This is a genomic window from Falsiroseomonas algicola (assembly GCF_011040385.1).
GTDB classification, from domain to species: domain Bacteria; phylum Pseudomonadota; class Alphaproteobacteria; order Acetobacterales; family Acetobacteraceae; genus Falsiroseomonas; species Falsiroseomonas algicola.
Window position 1 is genome coordinate 162,238 of the sequence record NZ_JAAIKB010000010.1, and the last position, 22,741, is coordinate 184,978.

At 70.5% G+C, this 22,741-nt stretch carries 23 protein-coding genes; 15 read left to right on the plus strand and 8 right to left on the minus strand.

Annotated features, from left to right (window positions below):
* The first annotated feature begins 88 nt into the window (after positions 1–88).
* Positions 89–919 carry an EAL domain-containing protein gene (locus G3576_RS22155; protein WP_235952330.1) on the plus strand — a complete coding sequence of 277 codons (831 nt, stop codon included), beginning with the start codon at positions 89–91 and terminating at the stop codon, positions 917–919.
* A gap of 19 nt (positions 920–938) precedes the next feature.
* Here the strand turns inward: G3576_RS22155 and G3576_RS22160 are convergent, their stop codons facing one another.
* Positions 939–1,175: a DUF6719 family protein gene (locus tag G3576_RS22160; RefSeq protein ID WP_164696633.1), complete on the minus strand. Its 237-nt coding sequence runs from the start codon at positions 1,173–1,175 to the stop codon at positions 939–941.
* A gap of 143 nt (positions 1,176–1,318) precedes the next feature.
* Between G3576_RS22160 and G3576_RS32375 the strand changes: the two genes are divergently transcribed.
* The 5 genes from G3576_RS32375 to G3576_RS22185 all read left to right on the plus strand — a co-directional run bounded on the left by G3576_RS32375 (position 1,319) and on the right by G3576_RS22185 (position 7,547).
* Positions 1,319–4,183, plus strand: coding sequence for a molybdopterin oxidoreductase family protein (locus tag G3576_RS32375; protein ID WP_164696634.1), 2,865 nt, complete (start codon positions 1,319–1,321; stop codon positions 4,181–4,183).
* Positions 4,180–4,917, plus strand: a complete 738-nt coding sequence (locus G3576_RS22170) for a 4Fe-4S dicluster domain-containing protein (protein WP_164696635.1) — start codon at positions 4,180–4,182, stop codon at positions 4,915–4,917. The genes G3576_RS32375 and G3576_RS22170 overlap by 4 nt, the downstream gene beginning before the upstream one ends.
* 40 nt (positions 4,918–4,957) lie before the next feature.
* Complete coding sequence (locus G3576_RS22175) at positions 4,958–5,896, plus strand: dimethyl sulfoxide reductase anchor subunit family protein (protein ID WP_164696636.1); 939 nt, start codon at positions 4,958–4,960, stop codon at positions 5,894–5,896.
* Between the two features lie 134 nt (positions 5,897–6,030).
* Complete coding sequence (locus G3576_RS22180; RefSeq protein WP_164696637.1) at positions 6,031–7,233, plus strand: hypothetical protein; 1,203 nt, start codon at positions 6,031–6,033, stop codon at positions 7,231–7,233.
* Positions 7,234–7,385: 152 nt separating this feature from the next.
* Positions 7,386–7,547 (plus strand): peptide chain release factor 1, encoded by a 162-nt coding sequence (locus tag G3576_RS22185; RefSeq protein WP_164696638.1) that lies wholly within the window; start codon positions 7,386–7,388, stop codon positions 7,545–7,547.
* Positions 7,548–7,550: 3 nt separating this feature from the next.
* Here G3576_RS22185 and G3576_RS22190 read toward each other — a convergent pair whose 3' ends face one another.
* From G3576_RS22190 to G3576_RS22215, 6 genes are all read right to left on the minus strand, one after another.
* Positions 7,551–8,288 carry a TlyA family RNA methyltransferase gene (locus G3576_RS22190; RefSeq protein WP_164696674.1) on the minus strand — a complete coding sequence of 246 codons (738 nt, stop codon included), beginning with the start codon at positions 8,286–8,288 and terminating at the stop codon, positions 7,551–7,553.
* Between the two features lie 226 nt (positions 8,289–8,514).
* Positions 8,515–10,437 carry a 1-deoxy-D-xylulose-5-phosphate synthase gene (dxs, locus tag G3576_RS22195; protein WP_164696639.1) on the minus strand — a complete coding sequence of 641 codons (1,923 nt, stop codon included), beginning with the start codon at positions 10,435–10,437 and terminating at the stop codon, positions 8,515–8,517.
* A 5-nt stretch (positions 10,438–10,442) separates the two neighbouring features.
* A complete protein-coding gene (locus tag G3576_RS22200) occupies positions 10,443–11,354 on the minus strand; it encodes a polyprenyl synthetase family protein (RefSeq protein ID WP_235952331.1) in 912 nt (303 codons plus the stop codon).
* Positions 11,354–11,608, minus strand: a complete 255-nt coding sequence (locus G3576_RS22205; RefSeq protein ID WP_226381687.1) for an exodeoxyribonuclease VII small subunit — start codon at positions 11,606–11,608, stop codon at positions 11,354–11,356. Before G3576_RS22205 ends, G3576_RS22200 begins: the two co-directional genes overlap by 1 nt.
* A 160-nt stretch (positions 11,609–11,768) precedes the next feature.
* Positions 11,769–12,698 carry a histone deacetylase family protein gene (locus G3576_RS22210; RefSeq protein ID WP_164696641.1) on the minus strand — a complete coding sequence of 310 codons (930 nt, stop codon included), beginning with the start codon at positions 12,696–12,698 and terminating at the stop codon, positions 11,769–11,771.
* A 51-nt stretch (positions 12,699–12,749) separates the two neighbouring features.
* Positions 12,750–12,983: a sulfurtransferase TusA family protein gene (locus tag G3576_RS22215; protein ID WP_164696642.1), complete on the minus strand. Its 234-nt coding sequence runs from the start codon at positions 12,981–12,983 to the stop codon at positions 12,750–12,752.
* Between the two features lie 81 nt (positions 12,984–13,064).
* Between G3576_RS22215 and G3576_RS22220 the strand changes: the two genes are divergently transcribed.
* From G3576_RS22220 to G3576_RS22235, 4 genes are all read left to right on the plus strand, one after another.
* The gene (locus G3576_RS22220) at positions 13,065–13,943 is read left to right on the plus strand and encodes an ROK family protein (protein ID WP_164696643.1); all 879 of its coding nucleotides are present in this window, start codon (positions 13,065–13,067) and stop codon (positions 13,941–13,943) included.
* Between the two features lies 1 nt (position 13,944).
* Positions 13,945–14,325, plus strand: a complete 381-nt coding sequence (locus G3576_RS22225) for a hypothetical protein (protein ID WP_164696644.1) — start codon at positions 13,945–13,947, stop codon at positions 14,323–14,325.
* 1 nt (position 14,326) lies between these two features.
* On the plus strand, positions 14,327–15,607 hold the full coding sequence (locus G3576_RS22230) for a DNA polymerase IV (RefSeq protein WP_164696645.1): 1,281 nt from the start codon (positions 14,327–14,329) through the stop codon (positions 15,605–15,607).
* A gap of 90 nt (positions 15,608–15,697) precedes the next feature.
* A complete protein-coding gene (locus G3576_RS22235) occupies positions 15,698–16,339 on the plus strand; it encodes a hypothetical protein (RefSeq protein ID WP_164696646.1) in 642 nt (213 codons plus the stop codon).
* Here the strand turns inward: G3576_RS22235 and mmsB are convergent.
* Entirely contained in the window at positions 16,329–17,264 is a 936-nt protein-coding gene (gene mmsB, locus G3576_RS22240) for a 3-hydroxyisobutyrate dehydrogenase (protein ID WP_328729582.1), read from the minus strand. The genes G3576_RS22235 and mmsB overlap by 11 nt on opposite strands.
* Before the next feature lie 519 nt (positions 17,265–17,783).
* On the opposite strand from mmsB, the gene G3576_RS22245 reads away from it, so the two are divergent.
* From G3576_RS22245 to G3576_RS22265, 5 genes are all read left to right on the plus strand, one after another.
* Entirely contained in the window at positions 17,784–18,512 is a 729-nt protein-coding gene (locus G3576_RS22245; RefSeq protein WP_164696648.1) for a response regulator, read from the plus strand.
* Between the two features lie 343 nt (positions 18,513–18,855).
* Positions 18,856–20,361: an alkaline phosphatase D family protein gene (locus G3576_RS22250; protein ID WP_164696649.1), complete on the plus strand. Its 1,506-nt coding sequence runs from the start codon at positions 18,856–18,858 to the stop codon at positions 20,359–20,361.
* A complete protein-coding gene (locus tag G3576_RS22255; RefSeq protein ID WP_164696650.1) occupies positions 20,358–21,062 on the plus strand; it encodes a hypothetical protein in 705 nt (234 codons plus the stop codon). The genes G3576_RS22250 and G3576_RS22255 overlap by 4 nt, the downstream gene beginning before the upstream one ends.
* A gap of 129 nt (positions 21,063–21,191) precedes the next feature.
* Positions 21,192–21,791, plus strand: coding sequence for a hypothetical protein (locus G3576_RS22260; RefSeq protein ID WP_164696651.1), 600 nt, complete (start codon positions 21,192–21,194; stop codon positions 21,789–21,791).
* A gap of 34 nt (positions 21,792–21,825) precedes the next feature.
* Positions 21,826–22,557, plus strand: coding sequence for a lytic transglycosylase domain-containing protein (locus G3576_RS22265; RefSeq protein WP_164696652.1), 732 nt, complete (start codon positions 21,826–21,828; stop codon positions 22,555–22,557).
* Positions 22,558–22,741 lie beyond the last annotated feature (184 nt).

The following is a 22,741-nucleotide window of genomic DNA, read 5'->3' on the forward strand; positions in this document are numbered from 1 at the left end:
ATAAGTTTTGCGTATCCGGAGTTTAGCATCTGGCAACATCCCATCCGCACAGTTGAACCTACTGAGTGGCGGATGGGGCCTGGAAAGCATGGAATCGCGTGGCTGCTCCGCCTGCCGGGAGATGCCGAGCCTTTTCGCCTTCACCATGGCCTTCCAGCCGGTCGTGGATGTGCAGGAGAACCGGATCGACGCGCATGAGGCGCTGGTCCGCGGCCCGAATGGGGAGGGTGCGGGCAGCATCCTCGCCCAGGTGACGCCGGAGACGCTCTACGCCTTCGACCAGGCCTGCCGCGTCAAGGCGATCGAGATGGCGGCGCGCCTCGGCCTCGACACCCAGCTCAACATCAACCTCCTGCCGAACGCGGTCTATGAGCCCCGCGCCTGCATCCGCCTGACCCTCGACGCCGCGCGGCGGCACGGCTTCCCGCTGGACCGCCTGACCTTCGAGCTGACGGAGGGCGAGCAGCTGGCGGAGGTCGGGCATGTGCGGAACATCATCCGCGAATACCGCCGCCACGGCTTCAAGATCGCGCTGGATGATTTCTCCACCGGCTATTCGGGGTTGGCGCGGCTGGCCGATTTGCGCCCCGACATCATCAAGATCGACCGTGCCCTGGTGCAGGATTGCGACCAGGACCGGGTGCGGCTTGCCATCATTGCCAGCCTGGTCGCGCTCGGCGCGGAACTCGGCATCAAGGTGGTGGCGGAGGGCATCGAGCGGCGGGAGGAGGCCGAGGCACTGCGCGGCACCGGGCTGCGCTTCATGCAGGGCTACTTCTTCTCGCGCCCGGTCTTCGAGGGCCTGGCCCACCCGCAGGACGCGCTGGCCAGCCTGGAAACCTTGAGGCCGCTTTCCGCCCCGCCCGGCCTGGCCTGGGCGCGGCCCGAGGCCGTGCCCGGCTGGTCCCGGACGGCCTGACCACCGGACGTGGCGGGCCTCAGGGGCGGGGGATGCACCGGCTCCGTCGCGGCGCGGCGGAACTGCCGCCGCGCTGGCCCGCATTGCTGCCCCCGATGATCTCCCGCAGCTGACCCGCCGGGCAGCTCCGGTCATCCACCAGCACGCGCTGCCCCTCCCGCAGCGCGCCGCGGGCGGGCGCCTCCGTCAGGATCGGCGGCGGGTCGGCCGCCATCATCAGGCCCGTGAGGAGCAGGAGTGGCGCGGCTGGGGTCATGGCCCCATGTCAGGGACGCGCGTCGCGGCCTGGCATCACGAGAGGGCGCGCGGCCATGAGAATGTTCTTCTCCGGCCCGGGGCTTTGCGACAAGGCGCCCCCATGCGCTAATCCCTTCAGCGAAGAATCAGGCAAGGCCCGTCATGCCGGATACCAACCTGCCCAGCCGGATGACCGGCCATGGCGAGGTCATCGACACCCAGGCGCCGATCGGCGACGAGGTGAAGACCACCACCTGCTACATGTGCGCCTGCCGCTGCGGCATCAAAGTCCATCTGAAGGACGGCCGCGTCCGCTACATCGAGGGCAATCCCGACCACCCCGTGAATCGCGGCGTGCTCTGCGGCAAGGGCAGTGCCGGGATCATGACGCAATATGCGCCGGCCCGGCTGCGCGCGCCGCTGAAGCGCGTCGGGCCCCGCGGCTCCGGCGAATTCGCGGAGATCAGCTGGGCGGAGGCGATGGAGATCGCGACGGGCTGGCTCGGCCATGTCCGCCGCACGGACCCGAAGCGCCTGGCCTTCTTCACCGGCCGCGACCAGTCGCAGTCGCTCACGGGCTTCTGGGCCGCGCAGTTCGGCACGCCCAACTTCGCCGCCCATGGCGGCTTCTGCTCCGTCAACATGGCGGCCGGCGGCCTCTACACCATCGGCGGTTCGTTTTGGGAATTCGGCGAGCCGGACTGGGAACTGGCAAAATACTTCGTCATGTTCGGCGTGGCGGAGGACCATGACAGCAACCCGATCAAGATCGGCCTCGGCAAGCTGAAGGCGCGCGGCGCCAAGTTCGTCAGCGTGAACCCGGTCCGCACCGGCTATTCCGCCATCGCCGATGAATGGGTCGGCATCCGCCCCGGCACCGACGGCCTGTTCATCATGGCCATCATGCATGAACTGCTGCGGACGGACCGCGTCGATCTCGATTTCCTCGTCCGCTACACCAACGCCGCCTGGCTGGTGGTGCGGAACCCCGGCGGCGCGGATGATGGCCTCTTCGCCCGCGACGCGGATGGCAAGCCGCTGGCCTGGGATCGCATTGCCGGCGCGCCGGTCGATGCCGCCACGGCGGAGATGCAGCCCGCCATCGTGGGCGACTACACGCTGCCCGATGGCCGCAAGGCCGTGCCCGTCTTCCAGCTGATGGCGGAACGCTATCTCGGCGCCGAATACGCGCCGGAGGCCGTGGCGGAGCGCTGCGGCATCGATGCCGCCCGCATCCGCCGCCTGGCGAACGAGATCGCGGACATCGCCTTCAAGGAGACGATCACCCTCGACGTGCCCTGGACCGATGCGCTCGGCCGGCGGCACGAGACGATGGTCGGCCGCCCCATCGCCTTCCATGCGATGCGCGGCATCAGCGCGCACAGCAACGGCTTCCATACCTGCCGCGCGCTGCACCTGCTGCAGATGCTGCTGGGCGCCGTCGATACCCCCGGCTCCTGGCGCTACAAATCGCCCTTCCCGCGGCCGATCCCGCCGGGCCCCGGGCCTGCCGGCAAGACCACCGCGCCCAACACGCCGATCGCGGGCAACCTGCTCGCCTTCCCGCATGGGCCGGATGACCTGCTGGTCGATGACAACGGCACGCCGCTGCGCATCGACCACGCCTTCTCCTGGGAAGCGCCGCTCGGCCTGCACGGGATGATGCACACCGTCATCGGCAATGCGGGCGCGGAGGATCCCTACAGCATCGACACGCTGTTCATGTTCATGGCCAACATGGCCTGGAACAGCGCGATGAACCCGCTCGAGATCATCCGCATCCTGACCGAGCAGAAGGCGGATGGCGAATACCGCATCCCGCACGTCATCTATGCCGATGCCTATTTCAGCGAGACGGTGCCCTACGCCGACCTGATCCTGCCCGACACCACCTACCTCGAGCGCTGGGACGCGATCAGCCTGCTCGACCGCCCCATCGGCAATGCCCACGGCCCCGGCGATTCCATCCGCCAGCCCGTCATCAAGCCCGACCGCGACGTGCGCCCCTTCCAGGACGTGCTGATCGAACTCGGCGCCCGCCTCGGCCTGCCCGCCTTCACCAAGGAGGATGGGACCCCACGCTTCAAGGACTACCCGGACTACATCGTGAACCACCAGCGCATGCCCGGCATCGGGCCGCTGGCGGGGTGGCGGGGCGAGGACGGCAGCAAGAAGGGCGTCGGCGAGCCGAACAAGGACCAGCTGCAGCGCTACATCGAGAATGGCTGCTTCTGGAAGCACCACCTCACGCCGGAGCAGAGCTACTTCAAGCAGGCCAACCGCGCCTACCTTGATGAGGCCAAGGCCATGGGCCTGATGGGCGCGGCCAACCAGATCGTCATGCAGATCTGGTCGGAGCCGCTGCAGAAGTTCCGCCTGGCCGCGCAGGGCCATGGCGCCAAGCAGCCGCCCGCGCATCTGCGCAAGCGCGTGGAAACCTACTGCGACCCGCTGCCCATCTGGTACGCGCCGCTGGAGCAGGCGGGGCATGACACCACGCCCTACCCGCTGTCGGCCGTCACGCAGCGGCCCATGGCGATGTACCATTCCTGGGGCTCGATGAATGCCTGGCTCCGCCAGATCCACGGCGCCAACCGGCTCTATATGGCGCGCAGCACCGCGACGGCCCAGGGCATCGCGCAGGATGACTGGGTCTGGGTCGAAAGCCGCAACGGCCGCGTGAAGGGCCAGGTGACGCTGATGGAGGGCGTGAACCCCGACACCGTCTGGACCTGGAACGCCATCGGCAAGCGCTCCGGCGCCTGGCAGCTTTCCGAGGATTCGCCCGAATCCGCCAAGGGATTCCTGCTGAACCACGTCATCAGCGAATGGCTGCCGGCGCAGGAGGGATTCCGGGGTGCCAACGCCGACCCCGTCACCGGGCAGGCCGCCTGGTACGACCTCCGCGTCTCCGTGACCAGATGCGCGCCGGAGGAGATCGCCGAGACGGCGCCGCACCCCTCCACGCTGAAGTCGCCCCCCAACATGCCGGCCGTGCCGCTGATCATCCGGGAGCCCGGCAAGTGACCGAAATCCCTCCCTCCTCCGGCAAGAAGCTCGGCCTGGTCATCGACCTCGATACCTGCGTCGGCTGCCAGGCCTGCGCCACCAACTGCAAGCAGTGGAACGCCGGCGGGCACCTGGCCCCCCTGCCCGACATGAAGCCCTATTCCGCCGGCGCGGAGGGCGTCTGGTTCAACCGGGTCCATTCCTACGAGGCCGGCGAGGGCGCGGAGGGCCGCACCGTCCACTTCCCCCGCTCCTGCCTGCATTGCGAGACGCCGGCCTGCGTCACCGTCTGCCCGACCGGCGCGTCCTACAAGCGCGCCGAGGACGGCATCGTGCTGGTGAACACCGACACCTGCATCGGCTGCGGGTTATGCGCCTGGGCCTGCCCCTATGGCGCGCGCGAACTCGATGAGGATGAGGGGGTGATGAAGAAATGCACCCTCTGCGTCGACCGCATCTACAACGAGACGATCCCGGAGGCGCAGCGCAAGCCCGCCTGCGTCATCACCTGCCCGGTCGGCGCCCGCCATTTCGGCGACCTCGGCGACCCCGGCAGCGATGTCAGCCAGCTCGTCGCCGCCCGCGGCGGCTTCGATTTGATGCCGGAGATGGGCTACGCGCCCACCAACAAGTACCTGCCGCCCCGCCGCCCCATGGCGCCCAACCCCAACCCGCCCGCGGAAGCCGAGCCCACGCCGCTCGACCTCAAGAACCCGCTGCTGCGCTGGCTGGACCGGGCGCTGAGCCGGTAATGCACGCCCTTCGTTACAGCGCCCGCCGCCGGACCGCCCCATGAACCCCGCCCCCTCCATCGTCTTCTTCACCACCGCCTCCGGCGCCGGCTACGGGCTGCTCTTCTGGCTGGGCGTCCTCCGCCCGCTGCGGCTGTTGCCCGCCAGCCCCTCCTTCGCCCTGCTGGCGCTGGCCATCGCGCTGCTGCTGATCACGGCCGGCCTCGCCTCCTCCCTGCTGCATCTCGGGCGGCCGGAGCGCGCCTGGCGGGCACTGTCGCAGTGGCGCTCCTCCTGGCTGTCGCGCGAAGGCGTCGCCGCGATCGCGACCTACGTCCCGGCCGGCATCATGGGCCTCGCCCTGCTGGCGGACCGGCCCGGCCTCGCCACCGTCGCCGGCATGGCGGCGGCCATCGGCGCGGCGGTCACGGTATGGTGCACGGGCATGATCTACGCCTCGCTCAAGACCGTGCGGCAATGGCACCACCCCTCCGTCGCGCCGGGCTACCTCCTTTTCGCCGGCTTCACGGGCGCCATGCTGCTGGCCGCGATCGGCGCCCTCGCCGGCCGGCCGGTGGTGCCGGCCATGCTTTCCATCCTGCTCGCCATCGGCGCGCTCGCCGCCAAGCGGTCCTACTGGAAGGCGATGGACGCGCCGAAGCCCGCCGCCGCGCCCACCCTCGAATCCGCCACCGGCCTCGGCTTCATCGGCCGCACCCGGCCGCTCGACCCGCCGCACACCGAACAGAACTGGCTGCTGCGGGAGATGGGCTTCCGCCTGGCCCGCAAGCACCGGGAGAAGCTGCGCAACCTGGTCATCCTGGGCTTCGTCGCCACCATCCCGCTGGCGCTCCTCGCCATGATCATCGGCGGTCCCTTCGGCGCCCTGCTCATGGTCCTGGCCGCCCTCGCCGCCCTCGCGGCCATGCTGGCCGAGCGCTGGCTGATGTTCGCGGAGGCCACCCACACCGTCACGCTGTATTACAACGGGGAAAGCTGAGCGCCCGCCCCGCGCCACCGCCCCGCAATCCCTCGGAAAAGTGCCAATTCCGAGAAACCTACTATGAATTGTAAGCTTGACGGTCCCCCCCTCGAAAGGGTTAGGGATGCAAGCATTCATTCACGGGGCGCGACATGCCATTTGCGGATCAGCGGCCCTCCCCGGCCGTCCTCGATCGCTTTCGCTCGCTCTGCGGCTCTCGCCTCTGGGCGAAACGCCTGGATGAGATCACGCAGCGCGCCCGGCAATCCAGCCAGACCGGCCGCGCCGCGCAACAGCGCCACGCCCTCGAACTCGCCCTGGCCCGCCTGGCCGATCCGCAGGCCATGGCCCGCGCCAACACGGCCGAACGCCGCGTCATCGGCTTCGCCCGCGAAGCCGTCGCGCTGTCGGAAACCCTGCCCGGGCCGCGCCGCAACCGGCTGCGCGAACAGCTGGAAGCCGGCCTGACCGGCGAAGCCACCCTCGTCCCCCTCTTCCATCTGCTGCACACCGCCGCCCTGGCCCGCTCCCGCGGCTTCACCGTCGAATACACGGGCCTTGCCGACGAAACCCCGCACGACCTCCTCATCACCCGCCAGGGCGTCAGCGCCGAGGTGGTCTGCGAAAGCGTCTCCGCCGAGGAAGGCCGCCCCGTGCACCGCGGCGAATGGTGCCAGCTGGTGGACCGGGTGAACCCGGACCTGCAGACCTGGCTCGCCGCCCATCCTGGCCGCTACCTCCTCAAGATGACGCTGCCGAGCGGCATGGCGACGGATGACCAGGTGGCCGAGCTCCACCGGAAGATCGCGGGCCTGCTGCAGGCCGAACGCCGGCAGGATTCCAGCGCCGACGCCATCCTGAAGCTCGACCCCCTCGTCCTCGCCGGCGCGCAGGCCGCCGGCCAGGGCCTTCCCGCCCAGCTCCGCGCCCAGTTCGGGGAGGAAGCGCACCTCGCCGTCACCGCCATGCCCGGCGGCGGCTCCGTCTTCGTCATGGCCGCCCGCGCGGGCCAGGAGAACAGCATCGCCGCGGCCGTCGCCCGCCGCTGCGGCCTGGTGGCGCCCAGCCGCCTGAGCGGCGACCAGCCCGGCATCCTCGCCATGCTGGTCGAAGACGTGGACCGCGCGGAATGGCGCGGGCTGCGGGACCGACTCGAGCTGGAAGGCGCCGCCCGCCGCTGGATGACGGACCCCGCCGCCCGCCACGTCGTCGCCGTGACCTGCGCCAGCCGGCTCGAGCTGTTCGGCGTGGCACCGCCCGATGGCGCGCCGGAGGGTGAGCTCCGCTTCCGCAACCCCGGCCACCCCGCCGGCAAGCACCCGGCCCTCGCCCCCGCGGTCACCTCCTCACCCTGACCGCATAGGCAGCATCGCGACATCGTGAGCGCCAGGACGCAACGCAACCGCCACCCTCGCGCCACGTTCGTGCTGTGATGTCGCGGTGCAGCATCCCGCCGGGAAGACCCTGGCGACGCTGCACCGGGGACTCCCCACCGCAGGAACGCCCGATGACCGAGCGAGAGTTCGAGACCAAGCTGGCGGAACTCGACCGCCTGCTGAACGACCCCGAGATCCGCATGGACCCGCACCGGGTCTGGGCACTGCTGGCCGAACTGAGCACCAAGGCGCGCCTCACCGGCCCGCCCGGCATGGGCACCGCGGCGGCCTGAGTCTTACCCTTTCCGGGCGGCGATCAGGAACTCCCGGTTCCCCTCGGGGCCGAGCAGCGGGCTCGGCTCCACCCCCAGCACGGTCCAGCCCGGCAACCCCGCCCACCAGTTGCGGATCGTGCCGCAGACATTGGCGTGGACCTGCGCATCCCGCACCACGCCGCCCTTGGCGACATTCGGCCCGACCTCGAATTGCGGCTTGATCAGCGCCACCGCCCAGGCACCCTTGGCCGCCAGTTCCAGCGCCGGCGGCAATACCGTCCGCAACCCGATGAAACTCGCATCGCAGACCACCGCGCCCGGCGCCTCCGGAATCGTGGTCGCATCCAGGTAGCGGGCATTCACCCGCTCCATCACCACCACCCGCGGGTCATTCCGCAGCTTCCACGCCAACTGCCCATGCCCGACATCCACGGCGAACACCTTCGCCGCCCCATGGTGCAGCAGCACATCCGTGAAGCCGCCCGTGGAAGACCCCACATCGACCGCGACCACGCCCTTCGCCACCAGGCCGAAATGGTCGATCGCATGCGCCAGCTTCACGCCACCCCGCGACACCCAGGGATGATCCTGCCCCCGGACCTCGAGCGCCTGCCCCTCCCTGATCTGATCCCCCGCCTTGGTGACCCGGGCCTCGCCCGAAAACACCTTCCCCGCCAGGATCAACGCTTGCGCCCGCGTCCGCGTCTCCGCGAGGCCACGGTCAACCAGGGCCTGGTCGGCGCGCTGCTTGCCGGTCAGGGTGCGCCGTGCGAGGGGCTCTGCCCCTCGCGCTCCCCGCCAGGGTCCAGCGGGACCCTGGACCGCGTCATGATGGGATCAGGGGAGAGGGGCCGGAACGCGCGTCGGACATGCGCACGCGCTGGCCCCTCTCCCCTGCTCCCATGAAGGGGGTTCCAAGGGGCCGCTGCCCCTTGGCAGGGGAGCGCGAGGGGACAGCGTCCCCTCGCAACGACCGCCCCGACCATCACGCGCGCGCCGGCTGGGCCTTGGCTTCCGCGACGCCGAGGGCGGAGAGCGCGGTGGCGGTGATGTGGCGGGCGTTGAGGCCGGCCTGGTCGTATTGCACCTTGGGCGCCGCGTGGTCGATGAAGGTGTCGGGCAGGACCATGGGGCGGAAGCGTGTCTGCCCGTCCAGCAGGCCCTGGCCGAGCAGGTGGTGCGCCACCTGGGTGCCGAAGCCGCCGATGGAGCCTTCCTCGATGGTGATGAGGACGGCGTGCTCGCGCGCCAGGCGCTCGATGAGCTGGGTGTCGAGCGGCTTGGCGAAGCGGGCGTCGGCCACGGTGCAGGTGAAGCCCTGCGCGGCGAGTTCGTCGGCCGCCTTCATGCATTCGGCCAGGCGCGTGCCGTAGGAGAGCAGCGCGACGGCATTGCCTTCGCGCAGCACGCGGCCGCGCCCGATCTCGAGCGGCGTGCCGCGGGCGGGCACGGCGACGCCGGTGCCCTCGCCCCGGGGGTAGCGGAAGCCGCAGGGCCGGTCGTCGATGACGGCGGCGGTGGCGACCATGTGGGCGAGTTCGGCTTCGTCGGCGGCCGCCATCAGCACCATGTTCGGCAGGCAGCCGAGATAGGCGACGTCGAAGCTGCCGGCATGGGTGGCGCCATCGGCCCCGACCAGGCCGGCGCGGTCCATGGCGAAGCGCACGGGCAGCGACTGCAGCGCCACGTCATGCACCACCTGGTCGTAGGCGCGCTGCAGGAAGGTCGAGTAGATCGCGACGAAGGGCTTGAGGCCTTCCGTCGCCATGCCCGCCGCGAAGGTCACGGCGTGCTGTTCGGCGATGCCGACATCGAAGCAGCGCTTCGGGAAGCGCTTCGCGAAGAGGTCGAGCCCCGTCCCGGCCGGCATGGCCGCGTTGACGGAGACGATGCGGTCATCGGCTTCCGCTTCCGCGATCAGGGCGTTGGCGAAGACCTTGGTGTAGCTGGGCGGGCCGGGCGGGGCCTTGGCCTGTTCGCCGGTGATGACGTTGAACTTGGCAACGCCGTGGTACTTGTCGGCGGATGCCTCGGCCGGCGCGTAGCCCTTGCCCTTCTGCGTCACGACATGCAGCAGGATGGGCTGGCCTTCCTCCGCGTCGCGCAGGTTGCGCAGCACGGGCAGCAGGTGGTCGAGGTCGTGGCCGTCGATCGGGCCGACGTAGTAGAAGCCGAGTTCCTCGAACAGGGTGCCGCCGGTCAGCAGGCCGCGGGCGAATTCCTCGGCCCGGCGCGCCGTGCGCTCGATCGGGCGGGGGAAGCGCTTGGCGAGGCGCCCCATCACGTCCCGCAGCGACAGGAAGGGGCGGGAGGAGATGAGGCGCGAGAGGTAGGCCGACATGGCGCCGACGGGCGGCGCGATCGACATGTCGTTGTCGTTCAGGATGACGATGAGCCGCGCCTTGGCGGCGCCGGCGTTGTTCATCGCCTCATAGGCCATGCCGGCGGACATGGAGCCGTCGCCGATCACCGCGATCACCTGCCGGTCATCGCCCTTCAGGTCGCGGGCCATCGCCATGCCGAGGCCGGCGGAGATGGAGGTGGAGGAATGCGCCGCCCCGAAGGGGTCGTATTCGCTCTCGCTCCGCTTGGTGAAGCCGGAGAGCCCGCCTTCCGTGCGGAGCGTCCGGATGCGGTCGCGCCGGCCGGTCAGGATCTTGTGGGGATAGGCCTGGTGGCCGACGTCCCAGATCAGCCGGTCGCGCGGCGTCTCGAAGATCGCATGGATCGCGACGGTCAGTTCCACCACCCCGAGCGAGGCGCCGAGGTGCCCGCCGGTCTGCGACACGGCGTGGATCGTCTCCGCCCGCAACTCCTCGGCCAGCTGCTTCAGCTGATCCCCCGACATGTTCTTCATGTCCGACGGGTATCGGACGCGGTCCAGCAGGGGGGTGGCGGGTGGCGCCATGGTTCTCAGCTCTTCCTCTCGATGGTGTAGGCGGCAAGGTCGCGCAACAGATCGGCACGCTCCCCGAAACTGTCGAGGTGCTGCCGCGCCTGCGCGACCAGGCGTTCCGCCTGCAACCGGGCCCGCTCGATGCCGAGCAGGCCGACCAGCGTGGCCTTTCCGGCCTCCGCATCCTTGCCGGTCCGCTTGCCGGTATCCTCGGCCGAGGCCGTGGCGTCCAGCAAATCGTCCGCGATCTGGAAGGCTGCCCCCACGTCCCGCCCATAGGCCGCCAGCGCCAGGCGCTGGGGCATCGGCGCCTTGCCGAGGATGGCGCCCGCTTCGGCGGAGAATTCGATCAGCCGTCCGGTCTTCAGCAGTTGCAGCCGACCAACGGCCACTTCGTCCAGCGGTTCCGTGGCGGCTTCGGCCAGCATGTCCAGCATCTGCCCGCCGCACATGCCGCGCGCCCCGGCGGCCTTGGCCAGGCAGCGCACCAGCTCCGCCCGCACCGCGGGGTCGGAATGCGTGTCTTCCTCCGCCAGCGTGCCGAAGGCGAGCGTCTGCAGCGCGTCTCCGGCGATGATGGCGGTCGCCTCGTCGAAGGCCTTGTGGACGGTGGGCTTGCCGCGGCGCAAGTCGTCATCGTCCATCGCCGGCAGGTCGTCATGCACCAGCGAATAGGCGTGCAGCATCTCGATCGCCGCCGCGACGCGCAGCGCCGCCTGGCGGGAGGCGTTGAACTGCCGCGCCCCTTCCAGCACCAGGAAGCCCCGCATCCGCTTGCCGCCGCCGATCACAGCGTAGCGCATGGCCGCCAGCAGCGGCGCCTCCGGCCCTTCCGCCGGCGGCAGGATGGCGTCCAGCGCCTGGTCGATTTCCGCCGCGGCCTGGGCCAGGGCGTCCTTCAGCGCGGTCGTCATGGGCAGGTCGGGCATCAGCTCATGTCACGCAGGCCGGCGGCCTCGCCGCTGCCCGCTTCCACGATCTTCTGGACCTTCGCCTCGGCGTCGGACAGCTTCGCCTCGCAATGCCGGCGCAACTCGGCCCCCCGCTGATACGCCGCCACCGCTTCCTCCAGCTTCCCCTTGCCGCCTTCGAGGTCCTTCACGATCCCCTCCAGCTCGGTGAGCGCCTCCTCGAAGGAGAGGGAGGCGACCGGCTTTGCCGTGTCAGGTTTAGTTGACGTCATATCGGGCATCCTGGGAAGAAAAAACGTCATGTCCTGTGCCGGCCGGGCCGGTCATGGACCAGAAAACAACGCCTTGGCGCTCCGCCTTCACACCATCCCCACCCCGGTGGGAAGGCTTAAGCGACTGTCAACCGTTCTTGTCACCCAGCCGGACTCGCCTTCAGGCATGCATCAGCGCGCGCACATGCGTGGCGGTGGAGGATGCCAGCGCCTCCAGGTCGTAGCCGCCTTCCAGCAGGCTGACCACCTTCCCCCCGCAGGCCCGGTCCGCCAGGCGGCAGAGCTCCGTCGTCAGCCAGCCGAAATCGGCCTCCCGCACCCGCAGCTGCGCCAGCGGGTCCCGCGCATGGGCATCGAAGCCGGCGGAGATGATGACCAGGCCCGGCCGGAAGGCCTCAAGCGCCGGCAGCAGCGTATCCGCCCAGGCGGCACGGAAGGCGGCGCCATCGGCGCCGGGCGGCAAGGGCGCGTTGACGATGTTGCCGACCCCCGTCTCATGCGCCTCCCCGGTGCCGGGATAGCAGGGCGACTGGTGGCTGCTGGCGTAGAACAGGGTGGCGTTGGTCTCGAAGCAGGCCTGGGTGCCGTTGCCATGGTGGACGTCGAAATCGACGACGCCGACGCGCGCCACCCCATGCACCGCCTGCGCATGGCGGGCCGCCACCGCGGCGTTGGCGAACAGGCAGAACCCCATCGGCCGGTTGGGCTCGGCATGGTGGCCGGGCGGGCGCACCGCGCAGAAGGCGCGCCGCACCTCCCCCCGGCAGACCGCATCCACGCCGGCGATCCCGGCGCCCGCCGCCCGCAGCGCCGCTTCCGCGCTGCCCCAGCTCATCACCGTGTCGCCATCCAGCGCCACGCTGTCATCGGGCTCCGGCCGGATGCCGAGGATCGCGTCCACATAGCCGGGCGGGTGGACGCGGGTCAGCTGCTCCACCGTCGCCTGCGGCGCCTCGTCCCGGATCAGGTCAGAGAATTCCTCCGAATCCAGCGCCTTCAGCACGGCGCGGAGCCGGTCCGGGCATTCGGGATGGTGCGGCCCGGGGTCGTGGTGCAGGCAGGCCCGGTGGCTGAACAGCAGGACGCTCATTCCCTGATCCTCCCCGCCGCGGAGCGGCGAAACGTCATCCCGCGTCGCGGGTCAGCCGTCCTCGCGCTTGCGCAGCGTGAAGCGATAGACGCCCTTATCCTCCGAGAACCCGACCAGCGCATGCCCCGTCTCCGCGGCATAGGCCCGGAAATCCTTCACGCTGGCCGGGTCCGTCGCCAGCACGGTCAGCCGCGCCCCCGCGGGCAGGGACCGCAGGGCCTTGTTGGCCTTCAGCACGGGCAGCGGGCAGGTCAGCCCCTGCACATCCAGCAATGTCTCGCTCATGCCCTGATTCCACCACCTGCGCCCCGGCAGGGCAAGCGGGCGTTCTTGATTCGTCGCCACGCCCCGGCCACCCTGGGGGGCATGACCTGGCGCATCGGCATCGACCTCGGCGGCACCAAGACGGAGATCGCGGCGCTCGATCCCGGGGGCGCCATCCGGCTCCGCCGCCGCGTCCCCACCCCCCCGGGCTACGAGGCGACGGTGACGCAGATCGCCGCCATGGTCGCTGGGGCGGAGGCCGAGATCGCCAGCACCGCCACCATCGGCATCGGCATCCCGGGCAGCGAGAACCCGACCACCGGCCTGATCCGCGGCGCCAACTCCACCTGCCTGAACGGCCAGCCTTTGGCCCGCGACCTCGCCGCCGCCATCGGCCGGCCGGTGCGGCTGGCGAATGACGCGAATTGCCTGGCGATGAGCGAATTCCATGACCGCCCCGGATCGGGCTTCGCCGTCATCCTCGGCACCGGCGTCGGCGGCGGGCTGGTGGTGGAAGGGCGCCTGGTGCAGGGGCGCAACCGCGTCGCCGGCGAATGGGGCCACAACCCCCTGCCCTGGATGACGGCGGACGAACACCCCGGCCCCGCCTGCTGGTGCGGCCAGCGCGGCTGCATCGAGAGCTTCCTCTGCGGCCCCGCGCTCGCCGCCGATGCCGATGGCCCCGGCGCCCGCGATGCCAGCACGCTTCCCGCCCGCGCCGCCGCCGGCGATGCCCGCGCCCGCGCCGCGCTGGACCGTCACACGGACCGCCTGGCCCGCGCACTCGCCGCCCTGATCAACGTGGTGGATCCGGAGGTGATCGTGCTGGGCGGCGGGCTGTCCAACATGGCGCATCTCTATGAGGACCTGCCTCGCCTCATCCCCCGCCACGTCTTCTCCGACGTCTGCACCACGGCGATCGAGCCGGCGCGGCATGGCGACAGTTCCGGCGTGCTCGGCGCGGCGCGCCTCTGGCCCTGAGATGACGGTCGCCGCCGGCTGCTTCTGGTTCGCCGCGGTCTTCGCGCTGGGCTTCCTGCTCGGCCCCATCCGCATGCTGGTCCTGGAACCGCGCCTCGGCCCCGCCGGCGCCGTGGCGGTGGAGGCCGTGCCCATGCTGGCCGCCATGGCCGTGCTGGCCCCCCGCATCGCCCGGCTGTTCGAGGTGCCGGCCGAACCGCGCCCGCGCCTGGTGATGGGTATGACCGGCCTCGGCCTGACCGTGGCGGCCGAGACTGCGCTGGCGGCGCTGCTGCGCGGCCGGGGCCTCGGCTTCTGGGCGGAACGGGTGGAGACGCCGGAGGGCTGGATCTATCTCGGCCTGCTCGCCGCCTTCGCCCTCATGCCCCTGCTCCGGCGCTGAGATGCCCGCCCTCTGCCGCGACTGCTTCTGGATGGCGGAGGCCGAACGCCCGCCGCCCTGCCCCGCCTGCGGGTCGCGCCGCCTCGTCGCGCATCCCGCGCTCTTCACCCTCTCGGTCGCGCATGTCGATTGCGACGCCTTCTACGCCAGCGTGGAGAAGCGGGACCGCCCCGAACTCGCGACCCGCCCCGTCATCATCGGCGGCGGGCGCCGGGGCGTGGTCTCCGCCGCCTGCTACGTCGCCCGCACCCGCGGCGTGCGCAGCGCCATGCCGATGTTCAAGGCGCTGGCCGCCTGCCCGGACGCCGTCGTCATCAAGCCCGACATGGCGAAATACGTGGCCGCTGCCCGCCAGGTGCGCGACCTCATGGAAAGCCTCACGCCCCTGGTCCAGCCGCTCTCGATCGATGAGGCGGTGCTGGACCTCTCCGGCACCGCGGCGCTGCACCGCGCGCCGCCGGCCGCCACCCTCGCCCGCTTCGCCCGGGACGTGGAGCGGCAGGTGGGCATCACCGTCTCCATCGGCCTCGCCCCCAACCGCCTGCTCGCCAAGCTCGCGGCGGAACGCGACAAGCCCCGCGGCTTCGCCGTGCTGGCGCAGGAGGAAGCGCGCGCCTGGCTGGCGGACCAGCCCGTGACCCTGCTGCCCGGCGTCGGCCCCGCACTGGCCCGCCGATTGGAGGCTTCCGGCTTCACTCGACTGGGCCAGTTGGCGCTGCTCGACCCCCGCGACGCCGCGAAGCGCTTCGGGGAGGATGGGCCCGGCCTCGCCGCCCGCGCCCGGGGCGAGGACAACCGGCGCATCGACCCGGCGCGGGAGGCGAAGAGCATCTCCGCCGAGACGACCTTCGACACCGACCTCCGCGACCTCGCCGCGCTGGAGGCGCCGCTCTGGCGGCTCTGCGAGAAGCTCGGGAGGCGCCTGGCGGATAAGGGCCTCTCGGCCTCCGGCGTCGTCCTCAAGCTGAAGACCGCGCAGTTCCAGACCCGCACCCGCAATGTCCGCCTGCCCCGCCCGACCAAGCTGCCCGAGACGCTCTTCGCCGCCGCGAAGCCCCTGCTGGCGAAGGAGGCGACGGGCCCGGCCTTCCGCCTGATCGGCATCGGCGCCCAGCCGCTGGCACCCGGGGATCAGGCGGACCTGCCCGACCTCGCCGATCCCGATGCCGCCCGCCGCGCCGCGCGCTGGGCGGCGGTGGAGAAGCTGCGCGCCCGCTTCGGCGCGGATGCCATCGGCAGCGGGCGCGGCCTGCTACCGGGGGGCAGGGCGCGGAAGGAGTGACGTGGTTGTTGCGGCCGCCGCCCGCGATGCGGGAGGATGGCCCGCCGGTTACAACCGCAACTCCACCGCCACAGGCCTGTTCCAGATGCCGTGATCAAAGCCGCCGCCCGCCCCTCCGCCCGCTCCGTGACCAGCCGCGCCACCACCGTGGCACCCGGAGACCGCTTCGGGCGCCTCACGGTGACGGCGGAGGATGAGCCCTATCTCTGGCGCGGCCGCTTCTCCCGCCGCCGCTGGGCCTGCGACTGCGCCTGCGGCGGCAGCGCCGTGGTGCGGGAGGACAGCCTGCTTTCCGGCCACACCGTCAGCTGCGGCTGCGTGCGGGACGAGTTGACGCGGGAACGCGCGACGCGGCATGGCGCGCGCGCTGGCGACAAGCGGCGCCCGGAATACCAGGCCTGGCAGACCATGCTGCATGGGCAGGATGCGCGGGTCTGCGCCCGCTGGCAGGCGCCGGCAGGCCGAGGCTTCAAGGCCTTCCTGGCCGATCTCGGCCCCCGCCCCACGCCGCAGCACCGCCTGGTCCGCCGCGACCCCGCCCGGCCCTTCACCCCCGGCAACACGGCCTGGGTGGAATCCCCGCCCCGCGCCGGCGTGCCCCGGCGCCTGATCACCGTGCGCGGCCGGCGGATGACGCTGCGGGACGCCGCGGCCGAGGCCGGGATCGCCTATGCCACGCTGTGCAAGCGGCTGGAGCGCGGCTGGAGCACGAGGGCCGCCCTCACCCCCTGACTTGGCCCCCCTTGGCCTGCCTCAGATGGTCGATGATGCCGGAGAAGTCGCGCCCTCCGCCGCCCTGCTCCACGAAGGCCTTGTAGAGGTCGAGCGCCCGCGCGCCGACCGGCGTCGCCACGCCCCCCGCCTCCGCCGCGCCCACCGCCAGGCCAAGGTCCTTCAGCATGAGCGCCGCGGAGAATCCCGGCTGGTAGCCGCGATTGGCCGGGCTGCCCGGCACCGGGCCGGGGACGGGGCAATAGGTCGTCAGGCTCCAGGACTGGCCGGAGGATCTGGAGGCCACGTCGAACAGCGCCTGGTGGGACAGGCCGAGGCTTTCCGCCAGCACGAAGGCCTCCGCCGTCACGATCATGGTGGCGGCCAGCATCATGTTGTTGCAGGCCTTGGCCGCCTGGCCGGCGCCGGCGCCCCCGCAATGGATCACCGCGCGGCCCATCTGCTGCAGGATCGGCGCCGCCTTGGCGAAGGCGCTGTCCTCGCCGCCGACCATGAAGGTGAGCGTCGCCCCCTCCGCCCCCATCACGCCGCCGGAGACCGGCGCATCGAGGAAGGCGCGCCCGCACCCCTCCGCCACCGCGCGCGCGGTCGCGACATCGATGGTGGAGCAGTCGATCAGCACGGCGTCAGGCGGGGAGGAAGCGGCGATGCCGCCCGCGCCCAGCACGGCATCCCGCACATGCTGGCCGGCGGGGAGCATGGTGATGACGAAATCGGCGCCGGCCGCGGCCTCCGCCGCGCTGCCCGCCGCCCGCGCGCCGGTGACGGCCGCCATGGCGGCGGCGGAGAGGTCGAAGCACGCGACCGCATGCCCCGCCTTGACCAGGTTGCGCGCCATCGGCCCGCCCATGTTGCCGAGGCCGATGAATCCGATCCGGGCCATGCGCGGCTCCCTCCCGATGCGTTGGTGAGGGGACTGTCCCACATGGCGCGGCGGGGGGCTATCGGAGGGGACGGGGCGGTGGTCGCAGGGAAGCGTTGTTAGGAATATTTACTTGCAATCTGCGCCGTTTCGTGCGCTGAATGGAACGTCCAGCGTCGGCTTGTGTCCAGGCCATCGCGGAGGAGCCGAGGTCCAGCGCCCTTCTGCGGGGTGCCCGCGTCGCCATGACCTGATGAGTCCCGACCGCTTGTCCCGTCGCCACCAGGAACACCCAAGTGCTGCTCCGGATCGGGTCGAGGGAGAAATGCCGTCCTGAAAGCGCCCTTGGTTGCGCACCCGTCCAGGCGATGAGCAACCGAACGACCCAGCGCCTGAACGCTATGGGAAGTCCGAGAAGGGCGGGTAGCGGACACGACGGGAGGCCAATCGGGCGCGCTCTCGATGCCAAAGAACAAAGGCTTCTACTGCACTCGAAGCTTCTGTTATCGTACGAGAGAGTATGGTTTTGCATTGCTTTGAGTTGCGCCGTTCGAGCGGAACCATCCGCGATAGGATGCTTGGATGACAAAGGATCGCGAGGCGGACATCATGTTCCGCGACCACATTTTTTTTGTCGTTGAAGATTATCGGCCCAACCGTGAAGATCTTTGCCATTTCATTGTAAGCCGCCAAGGGAGCGTAATTCAGGCCGAGTCAGTTTCCGCAGCAAGTGAAATGATCGAGCGCGGAGTACGTTTTGACCTAATGATACTGGATCTAAATTTGTCAGACGGCTATGGATTCACAATACTAGACAAAATACAAAGAGAGCGCCGAGTCGCCAAGGTATATGTAATTTCTGGTTATCTAGAGAGCTATATACTTGCTGATGTGGCAAAATATGGAGTTGCCGGCTACGCGCACAGGTCTGTTACTGCTTCGCGGGACGGGTTTTCCACATTTGAGCGTATTGCCGACGAACTACTCGCTTGTGCGCGCCACGGTCGTTATGTTTGTGCAGAGCACAATTTGGACGAAGTGAATGCTGTAGAAGCAAGAGCTCGCGACGCGCTAGTCACTGCCAAATCTTACACAAAATTTTTCCTGTCGAAGGAAAATGATAGCGATACGGTGCGAAAGATTAAAAATCTAGACGACCAATTAGCGGGCATTATAGCGGCAAGCAAGAATGCGCCAAAATCTGATTTCTCTTGGCAATTTTTGAGATCGGCTTTGAGGCATAACGCCATAAATATTTTCGACAAGGCAAGAGACGAGGGCGTAAAGAAGTTTATCGGCTTATTTTGGTGAGATCAGGGTTTTTCTTTACTTCAGCAGTTGCCGATTTGGCGTCTGCTTCGGGTCGCAAGCAGACCCATGGTGCTCATGCCTAATAGGCGCCCAACTTGCGTTTCTATCAGACGATACGCGGCGCCGATCGTTGCCCTTGGGGCACGACCGCGACCAGATGCGTCGCCGCCTCCGCCGCGCGGGGGAAGCGCTCGACCACGCCTCAACCTTCCTCGACCTCTGCTCGTCCCACCCCCCGGCGAAAACGGTGCTAAACGCGCATAATCGGCATAATCGGCTAAAGTCATCGTACTGACCCAAGCCCCGCCTTGGCGCCCGCCCCCGATCCGGGGGAGACTGCCCCATGCGCCGCCGCAGCCTCCTCCTCGCCGCTCCCGCCCTCGCCCTCTCCCTGCCGGCCCGCGCCGCGGCGGCAACGCCCTTCGCCCTCGGCGTCGCCTCCGGCGATCCCGGCCCGTCCGGCTTCGTGCTCTGGACGCGCCTGATGCCCGCCCCCGCCGCCGCCCTGCCCGACCAGCCCGTGCCGGTCGAGTGGATGGTGGCGGAGGATGAGGGCTTCCGCCGCCCCGTTGCCCGCGGCCAGGCCATGGCCCTGCCGGCCGAGGCCCATTCGCTGCATGTCGAGGTCCAGGGCCTCCGCCCCGGCGCCTGGTACCACTACCGTTTCACCGCCCTCGGCGAAGCCAGCCCCGCCGGCCGCGCCCGCACCGCCCCCGCGCCGGGTGCCGCGGACCCGCTCACCATCGCCGTCGCCAATTGCCAGCAATACGAACACGGCTTCTACGCCGCCCACCGCCACATCGCGGCCAGCAACCCGGACCTCGTCGCCTTCCTCGGCGACTACATCTATGAGGCCAGCTGGGGCCGGAACCTGGTCCGCAGCCATGCCAGCCCCACGGCGCGGACGCTGGAGGATTATCGCGCCCGCTACGCGCTCTACCGGTCCGACCCCGATCTCCAGGCCGCCCATGCCGCCTGCCCCTGGGTCGTCACCTGGGACGACCATGAGGTCTCCAACGACTATGGCGGCGAGATCGGGGAGAGGGAGCGCGGCGCCCCCTTCCTGGCGCGGCGCGCCGCCGCCTACCAGGCCTTCTGGGAACACATGCCGCTGCCGCGATCGGCCAAGCCCGTCGGCGCCGGCGCCCGCATCCATCGCCGCATCGGCCTCGGCGGGCTGGCGCAGATCCATGTGCTGGATGACCGGCAATACCGCCACCCCCAGGCCTGCCAGCCCCCCGACCGCGGCGGCGCCACCCGCGTCACCTTCGACCAATGCGCCGAACTGGCTGACCCCGCCCGCAGCCTTCTGGGCGCGGAGCAGGAGGCCTGGCTCAGCGATGGGCTGGCCCGGGAATCCGTCCGCTGGACCCTCATCGCCCAGCAGACCCGCATGGCCCGCCTCGGCAGCCGGCAGACGCCCCCGGTCTACTGGACCGATGGGTGGGACGGCTACCAGCCCGCCCGTGCCCGCCTGCTCTCCCAGCTTGCGGCGCGCCGGCGGGACCAGGGCACGCCGCTGGTGCTGGGCGGCGACATCCACGCCTTCCTGGCCGCCGAACTCCGCCCGGATTTCGACCGGCCGGAGACACCCGCCTGCGCCGTCGAATTCGTCGCCACCTCCATCAGCAGCCAGAATAACGCCCGCTACGCCCTGCCCTTCGCCGCCGACCCGCACATCGCTTATGCCGATGCGTCCCGCCGCGGCTGGCTCTCGCTTCGGCTGACAGCGCGGGACGCGGTGGCGACGATGATGGCGCTGGACAATCCGCTCGATGCCGCCAGCGGCGCCTCGGCGCTTGCCCGCTTCGCGGTGGCGCAGGGCCTGCCGAGGCTGGAGGCCGCATGATCTATTCCCGTTCCCGCCGCTTCGTCTTCATCCACCTGCACAAGACCGGCGGCACCAGCTTCGAGCAGGGCTACGAGCCCTTCGCCCGCTGGGACGACCTCATCCTCGGCTCCACCCCGCATGGGGAGCAGGCGAGCACCTACTTCCAGCGCCGCTTCGGCCTCTACAAGCACAGCGGGCTTGAGGAGATCGAGAAGGTGATCGGCGCGGAGGCACTGGCGGGCTTCCGCATCCTCGCCTTCGTCCGCCACCCCAGGGCGCGCATCGCCAGCCTCTACAACTTCGTAGGCGGCATCGTGCTGGGCTGGGCGGAGAAGAACGGCACCACCCTGCCCGCCATCCGGGCGGCGTGGGAGACGCTTTCGGCGCAGCACGGGCAGCTGCGCTGGCCGGCGTCCCGCGCCTTCATCGAAAGCGACGATTTCAGCGGCTTCATCCGCAACCGCCACCTGCACTACGACGCCGCCTTCCAGTCCCAGGCCGCCAAGACCCGCACCGCGACCCATGTCGCGGAGCCGCTGCGGATCGAGGACCTGGCCGGCAGCAGCATCCTGCAGGACCTGGTCGACCCCTCCTTCGTCCTGCCCCACGCCAACCGCAGCCAGCGCATCCTGATCCGCTCCGCCGACATCGCCCCTGTCGATGCTGCCTGGCTGGCAGACCATTTCCGGGACGACATGGCCGCCTTCGGCTACGATTGAGGCCCCGCGTCACAGGCGGACACAGGGGCGACATCATCGCGCCACACGCGGACAGCAAAGGGCGTATGGGCGCCCCGCGCAGTTCGCGTGGTGACAGGGCCGCCCGCCCTCGCCTACAGGAACACCGCCATGCCGGGACCCCGATACCTCCTCCCCCTCGCCCTGCTCGCCCCGCTCGCGCTCGCCGCCTGCCGGCCGAGCTATTCGGCGGATGACTACGCCACGCGCGCCGTGCAGCAGATGAACCGCGTCGAACAGGCCACCATCATCGGCGTGCGGCGCGTCACGGTGACGGCGGATGGCAATACCGGCGCCGCGACCGGCGGCGCGGCCGGCGGCATCGTCGGCGCGCAGACCCCGGGCGGGAACATGGCCAGCGCCATCGGCGCGGTCGGCGGCGCGCTGGTCGGCGGGCTGCTCGGCGCCGCCACGGAACGCGTGGCCGGCGACACCACGGCCTATGAATACATCGCGCGGAAGGAGAACGGGGAACTCTTCACCGTCACGCAGCGGGACACCACGCCGCTCGCCATCGGCCAGCGCGTGCTGATGATCGGCGGCACCCAGGCGCGCATCGTGCCGGACTACACCGCCGCCCCCGCGACACCCCCGGCCACCACCCCCGCCCAGGCGGAAGCCCCGCCCGCCGCCACGCCACCCGCGACCGAATCGCCGGCCGAGCCCCCCGCCGCCGAAACCCCGCGCCCGCCGGCCGAACCCATCCTGTAAGCCGCTCTGGCACGCGCCTTGCGCCTGCCGGGGCATGAAGCGCCTCCTCCTCCTCGCCCTGCTCCTGCCCCTGCCGGCCGCCGCCGAGCCAGGCCGCCTCTGCCGCGGCGCCATCCAGGCGGCGGAACGCTCCGCCGGCATCCCCGCGCACCTGCTCAGCGCCATCGGCCGCGTCGAATCCGGCCGAAGGGACCCGGAGACCGGCGCCTTCCACCCCTGGCCCTGGACCATCAACGCCGAGGGCCGCGGGCAATTCTTCACCACCAAGGCGGCAGCGATTGCCGAGGTGCAGGCACTCCAGGCCAGGGGGGTCCGCTCCATCGACGTCGGCTGCATGCAGATCAACCTGCGCCACCACCCCAACGCCTTCGCCAATCTGGAGGAGGCCTTCGACCCCACCGCCAACGCCGCCTACGCCGCGCGCTTCCTGTCCGAACTCCAGGCCGCCCGCGGCGGGGACTGGCAACGCGCCGCCGCCGCCTACCACAGCCAGACCCCCGAATTCGCCGAGCCCTACCGCGCCCGGGTCCTCGCCGCCTGGGCCACCGAGCAAGGCAACCCCCACCCGCCGGTGGCCGCCCCGACCGTGACCGCCGCCTCCATCGCCCAACCCGGCGGCGGCGGCGCCTTCCTCTCCAACAACGCCGACCGCGCCCCCACCATCGCCAACACCGGAAGCCCCGGCCGCGGCCTCGACGCCTATCGCGGCGCGCCGATCCCCATCGCCAGCCGCAGCCCGGCCAGGTTGGCGCTCATCGGGAGGTAGCGGGGTCGCGCCCGTGGCCGCAGAGAGGGGCTGCGCGCCATAGGCGCTAGGATAGGGTCGTTCGTTGCGGGGCGTGGCTGATTTGTCGTGAACGGCGTCTTGGAGGATCGGCGAGGCGCCGGTGCAGGGCCGGGTCGTAGCGGATGAGTTGGCTGATACGGATCGAGCCAAGCACGGCGGCGAG